This is a genomic window from Mesorhizobium sp. M7A.F.Ca.CA.002.09.1.1 (assembly GCF_003998555.1).
In the GTDB taxonomy this organism is placed as follows: Bacteria; Pseudomonadota; Alphaproteobacteria; order Rhizobiales; family Rhizobiaceae; genus Mesorhizobium; species Mesorhizobium ciceri.
In genome coordinates, this window is sequence record NZ_RZRR01000352.1 from 1 (window position 1) to 5,288 (window position 5,288).

The window sequence follows — 5,288 nt, forward strand, 5'->3', positions numbered from 1 at the left end:
CTATGTGCTGGCCACCGAACGCCACGAATCGCGCCGCATCGACAACCAGCTTAGAGGTCGTTCAGGAAGACAAGGCGACCCCGGCCGCTCGAAATTCTTCCTGTCCCTGCAGGACGATCTGATGCGCATCTTCGGCTCCGAGCGCATGGACGGCATGCTGCAGAAGCTCGGCCTCAAGGAAGACGAGGCGATCATCCATCCGTGGATCAACAAGGCGCTGGAAAAGGCGCAGAAGAAGGTCGAGGCGCGCAACTTCGACATCCGCAAGAACCTGTTGAAATATGACGACGTCTCCAACGACCAGCGCAAGGTGGTGTTCGAGCAGCGCATCGAACTGATGGACGGCGAAGGCCTCTCCGAAACGATCGCCGAGATGCGCGAAGGCGTCATCGACGAGATCGTCGCCAAGGCCATTCCCGAAAACGCCTATGCCGAGCAGTGGAACGTTGCCGGGCTGAAGGCCGAGATCGCCGAGTTCCTGAACCTCGACCTGCCGGTCGAGGACTGGGCCAAGGAAGAGGGCATCGCCGAGGACGACATCCGCGAGCGCATCGCGCAGGCCGCCGAAGCCGCCGCCAAGGAGCGCGCCGAGCGTTTTGGCCCCGAGGTGATGAACTATGTCGAGCGCTCGGTGGTGCTGCAGACGCTCGACCATCTGTGGCGCGAGCACATCGTCAATCTCGACCATCTGCGCTCGGTCGTCGGCTTCCGCGGCTACGCCCAGCGCGATCCGCTGCAGGAGTACAAGGGCGAGGCGTTCGAACTCTTCCAGGCCATGCTTGGCAATCTGCGCCAGGCCGTCACCGCGCAGCTGATGCGCGTCGAACTGGTCCGTCAGGCCGCCGAAGCGCCACCTCCGGAAGCCCCCGACATGTTCGGCACCCATATCGACGGCAGCACCGGCGAAAACGACTTCGAAGGCGGCGAAACCGCCCTCCTGGTCCGCCCGGAGACAACCGCAATCGTCGCCCCCGAAGACCGCGACCCCAACAACCAGGCCACCTGGGGCAAGGTAGGCCGCAACGAAGCCTGCCCCTGCGGTTCGGGGAAGAAGTACAAGCACTGCCATGGGGCGTTTGCGTAAAGGCGCGGCGCTTTCCTTCTCCCGTCACTATACGGGGAGAAGGTGGCCCGCAGGGCCGGATGAGGGGCGGCGCCTGCGTTCGCGATTAGCCAATCTCCCCACCTGAGGGGGAGATGGCCGGCAGGCCAGAGGGGGGCGATGTCCCGCCGACTAAGCCGCCTCGAACTCGAACTTCAGCTGCGCGGCCTCATCCTCTGGCAGCCAAGGCACCATCTGAGGCACGATCTTGCGATAAAGCCGGGTGCTATCCTGATCGGCAACGTCTCCGTGCTGCGCGCCTCGGCGATGATGAAACAGCGGCGCAAACCTCAAACGCCTGTGCCGCCCCTCATCCGCCTGCCGGCACGTTCTCCCCGTATAGGGACGGGGCGAAGGAAATTCCTCACCCAACCGTTTCTTAATGTGTCTCCGCTACACCAACGCCTGAAAAAGAAGCGGAAAACGGAGAGAAATCGGGGTGCGCTTTTCCGCGGCCACGACTGCCGGGCGGTTCTTGCCGCAGCGTTGGGCGCTGCGCATGGGGCCGTTGCTTGGCCGCATCGATGCTGTGCTGTTCACCGCCGACGAGCGCGGCGAGGCCAGCCGCATGTCGGTTATCGCCTTCTCGGTCCGCATCGTCAGCGCCGTCATTGCCTTCGTCAGCCAGGTGCTGATGGCACGCTGGATGGGCTCGTTCGAGTACGGCATCTTCGTCCTCGTCTGGGTGACGATGGTCATCGTCGGCAATCTCGCCTGCCTGGGCTTCCACACCTCCGTCATCCGCTACATTCCCGAATACCGCGAGCGCGGCTTGATGGACGAGTTGCGCGGCATCGTGCTGGCCAGCCGTCTGTTCGTGCTGATCGCCTCGACGCTGATTGCCGGGCTCGGCGCGCTCGGCGTCTGGCTGGCGGCACCCTGGATCGAGAGCTACTATGTGATCCCGTTCATCCTCGGCGTCATCTGCCTGCCGATGATCGCCATGTCCGACCTTCTGTCGGGCCTGGCACGCGCCAACAGCTGGGCGCTGTTTGCCCTGTCGCCGACCTATCTGGTGCGGCCGGTGCTGATCCTGCTGTTCATGGCGCTGATGCTGCTGGCGGGCTATGCTCCTGACGCAAAGACCGCGATCTTCGCCTCGATCGCCGCCACCTACGCCACAACGCTCGGCCAGCTTATCGGTGTCACCCAGCGCATGGAACGGCAGATTCCGGCCGGGCCGATGAAGGTCCATTTCGCGCAATGGTTCGTCGTCTCGCTGCCGATCTTCCTGGTCGAGAGCTTCTTCTTCCTGCTGACCAATGCCGACGTGCTGATGGTCGGCGCCTATATGGACCCCAATGACGTCGCCGTCTATTTCGCCACGGTGAAGACCCTGGCGCTGGTGCATTTCGTCTACTTCGCCGTCAAGGCCGGCGTTGCCCAGCGCTACGCCCAGTTCACCCATGGCGACCCGCAAAGGCTCGCCGCCTTTGCCCGCGAGACGGTGTCGTGGACGTTCTGGCCTTCGCTGTTGATGGCGCTGCTGGTGCTGGCGCTCGGCGAGCCGATGCTGGTGCTGTTCGGCCCGGAATTCAGCAGCGGCTATCCCTTGCTGTTCCTGCTCGTCTTCGGCGTCGCGGCGCGCGCCGCCGTCGGCCCCTGCGAAAGCCTGCTGACGATGAGCGGCAACCAGAACATCTGCGCCGCCGTCTATGCCATGACGCTGGCCTTCAACATCGCCCTCAACGTGATGCTGATCCCGATGTTCGGCCTGTGGGGCGCGGCCATGGCCACCGCCTTTGCCATGATCTTCGAAGCCGGCGCGCTGTCCTTCACGGTGTGGCGCAAGCTCGGCATCGTCATGCTTATCTTCGTGCCTGCGAAAGGAGCCGCGTGATGGCTGCCATCCCGTTGCTTGAGGAAACCAGCGGCGGCACCGCCGGCGCCATGGTGTCGGGCCTTGCCGGGCTGACCCGTGACGCCGACCCCGCCCATATCGAGATTCTCGCCAACAACCGGCCCGAGCGCAAGCTCGCCATCTACCCGGCATCCGCCGGTTTCGACCTGGTCGAGGAGCTGGATTATCTCTGCGCCCGCACGGTCGAGCCCAACGTGTTCTTCAACCCGCGTTTCCTTGCGCCCGCCATGCCGCGGCTGGAAGATCGCGAGGTGCGGCTGGCGGTCATCCGCGACGGCGACGAATACCGCAACCGGCTGCGCCTTCTGGTGCCGTTCTCAGTGGAACGGCCGGTGGTGCCGCTCGGCGTGCCGGTGATGCGCACATGGTCGAGCCCGTTCGGTCCGCTCGGCACGCCGCTGGTCGACCGCGACGACCCGGTGGGCGTCGTCGAGGATTTCTTCTCGATGCTGTCGCGCCCGCATCTCAAGCTGCCGAAAGTGTTCGTCCTGCCCGATGTCCGGCTCGATGGCCCGGTGGCGAGCCTGTTTGCCACCGTGGCCGAGACGCGCGGCCTGATGCTGGTCACCACCGGCCAGACCCTGCGCCCGGCGCTGGAGAGCGAGCGCGACGGCGATGATTATCTGAAGGCCTCGCTGCGTTCGCACCATTATCGCGAATTCCGGCGGCTGAAGCGGCGCCTCGGCGACCTCGGCAGGCTGGAGCATGTCGTGGCGCGCGGCCCCGAAGACATCCGCCACGCCATCGAGAACTTCCTGACGCTGGAGGCGGCCGGCTGGAAGGGCCGCGAACGCACCGCCATGGCGATCGACCGTTTCCGCGCCGCCTTCGCCCGCGAAGCCGTGCACCGGCTGGCCGAGCAGGACATGTGCCGCATCCATTCGCTGACGCTCGACGGCCGCACCATTGCCTGCCTGATCGTCTTCGTCGAAGCCGGCATCGCCTACACCTGGAAGACCGCCTATGACGAGACGCTGGCCAGCTATTCGCCGGGCACCTTGCTGATGATCGAGGTGACCGGGCAGCATCTCGACGATCCCAACATCATGATGACCGATTCCTGCGCCGTGCCCGACCATCCGGTGATGAGCCGGCTATGGGCCGAGCGCAAGCCGATGGGCACGCTGGTGATCGGCCTGACGCCGGACGCCGACCGCCTCACCCGCCAGGCCGCCTCGCAACTGCACCTCTACCGCGAAACCCGCAACATGGCCCGCCTGCTGCGCAACCGCATGAAGAGCTTGTTGGGGCGGCGCTGAGAAAAGGCAAGGGTGCGGTTCTGGAAGGATGGCACATTTTCGCTGCAATATTTGACACAGAGGTGGCCGGGACTTTACTTCGATTGCCCAAGAGGCAAGCGCTAAGATCGACTTCCGCTTCAAAAAAACGAGATTTCTTGCAGCAATTTTCCGGTGAAACCCGGCAAGATCTACTCGCATTCTTGTCCTTGATGCACGATAGTCTAGTGATTCGGTCCGCGATGAGAGAAAAATGTCGCTGAATCATGAGGCCAACGGCGCCCGGCACATCAGTGCGAACGACAGCGCCGTTGTCCGAAGGGCCGACGAAGACTTCGAAGAACTGATTCGAAGCATCCGAGCCGCCACGCATCAAGCTTTGCCTCTCTTCGAAGAGGAGCCCGTGACCGGATTGGCCCAGTCAGACACGCTGGCCGCCTCCCTCGGCTCGACTTCGGCCCGGACGGGCTCGAGTCAGGCCCACGCCATGCGCGGCTCCTCGCTCTTGTCCAACGATGACGACTTGGCGTGGTCGCTGGTTGAGGACTATGTGGCCAGGCTCGATGCGCAAACGCACGATGCCGACGCTCCCGATACGGACAAATGGGACTTGCAGGAAGAGGTGGCGAAGCTGCAACGTTTGCAGGATCGCACCTCGAAAGAGCTTGGGCGAAAATCGCGCGAGCTATCGATCGCAAGCAAGACCATCGCCGACCTGGAGGTCCAACTCAACAGGGCACGGCAGACCATTGCGCAGGCGGATAGGCATGCCGGCCAGCGCGCAACACGGTTCCTCGAAGCGAATGTCGAGGTCGAGCGCCTGGGACGGAACCTGGCGCGCGTGTCGGGGCAACTCCGCGACGAGACCATGGCCAGGCAAGCCGCCGAGCAGGCGCGTGAGGACGTTGCATTGCGGCTCGCCAGCTTGCAACAGGCCGCCATGCTGCTTCGTTCCAAGGTCGCGGACTACCAAGTCCACAACGAACGACTGACCGGCAAACTATCTGCGCAGATGCTTGTACAGCAGGACCTGCAAGCGCGGCTGTCCACGGTCGAGCATCAGCGCAGATAGTTTGCCGGTCAGTCG

The 5,288-nt window shown here is 64.0% G+C and carries 4 protein-coding genes; all 4 read left to right on the top strand.

Annotation, left to right across the window (positions count from 1 at the left end; genetic code table 11):
- Nucleotides 1–1,084: SEC-C metal-binding domain-containing protein (locus EN994_RS16590; RefSeq protein WP_206530413.1), on the top strand; the 1,084-nt coding region annotated here is incomplete at its 5' end.
- A 457-nt stretch (nt 1,085–1,541) separates the two neighbouring features.
- Nucleotides 1,542–2,942, top strand: a complete 1,401-nt coding sequence (locus tag EN994_RS16600) for a lipopolysaccharide biosynthesis protein (protein ID WP_063169078.1) — start codon at nt 1,542–1,544, stop codon at nt 2,940–2,942.
- The gene (locus tag EN994_RS16605; RefSeq protein ID WP_063169079.1) at nt 2,942–4,222 is read left to right on the top strand and encodes a GNAT family N-acetyltransferase; all 1,281 of its coding nucleotides are present in this window, start codon (nt 2,942–2,944) and stop codon (nt 4,220–4,222) included. Before EN994_RS16600 ends, EN994_RS16605 begins: the two co-directional genes overlap by 1 nt.
- A 232-nt stretch (nt 4,223–4,454) precedes the next feature.
- Nucleotides 4,455–5,273 carry a hypothetical protein gene (locus tag EN994_RS16610; RefSeq protein WP_164745963.1) on the top strand — a complete coding sequence of 273 codons (819 nt, stop codon included), beginning with the start codon at nt 4,455–4,457 and terminating at the stop codon, nt 5,271–5,273.
- Nucleotides 5,274–5,288 lie beyond the last annotated feature (15 nt).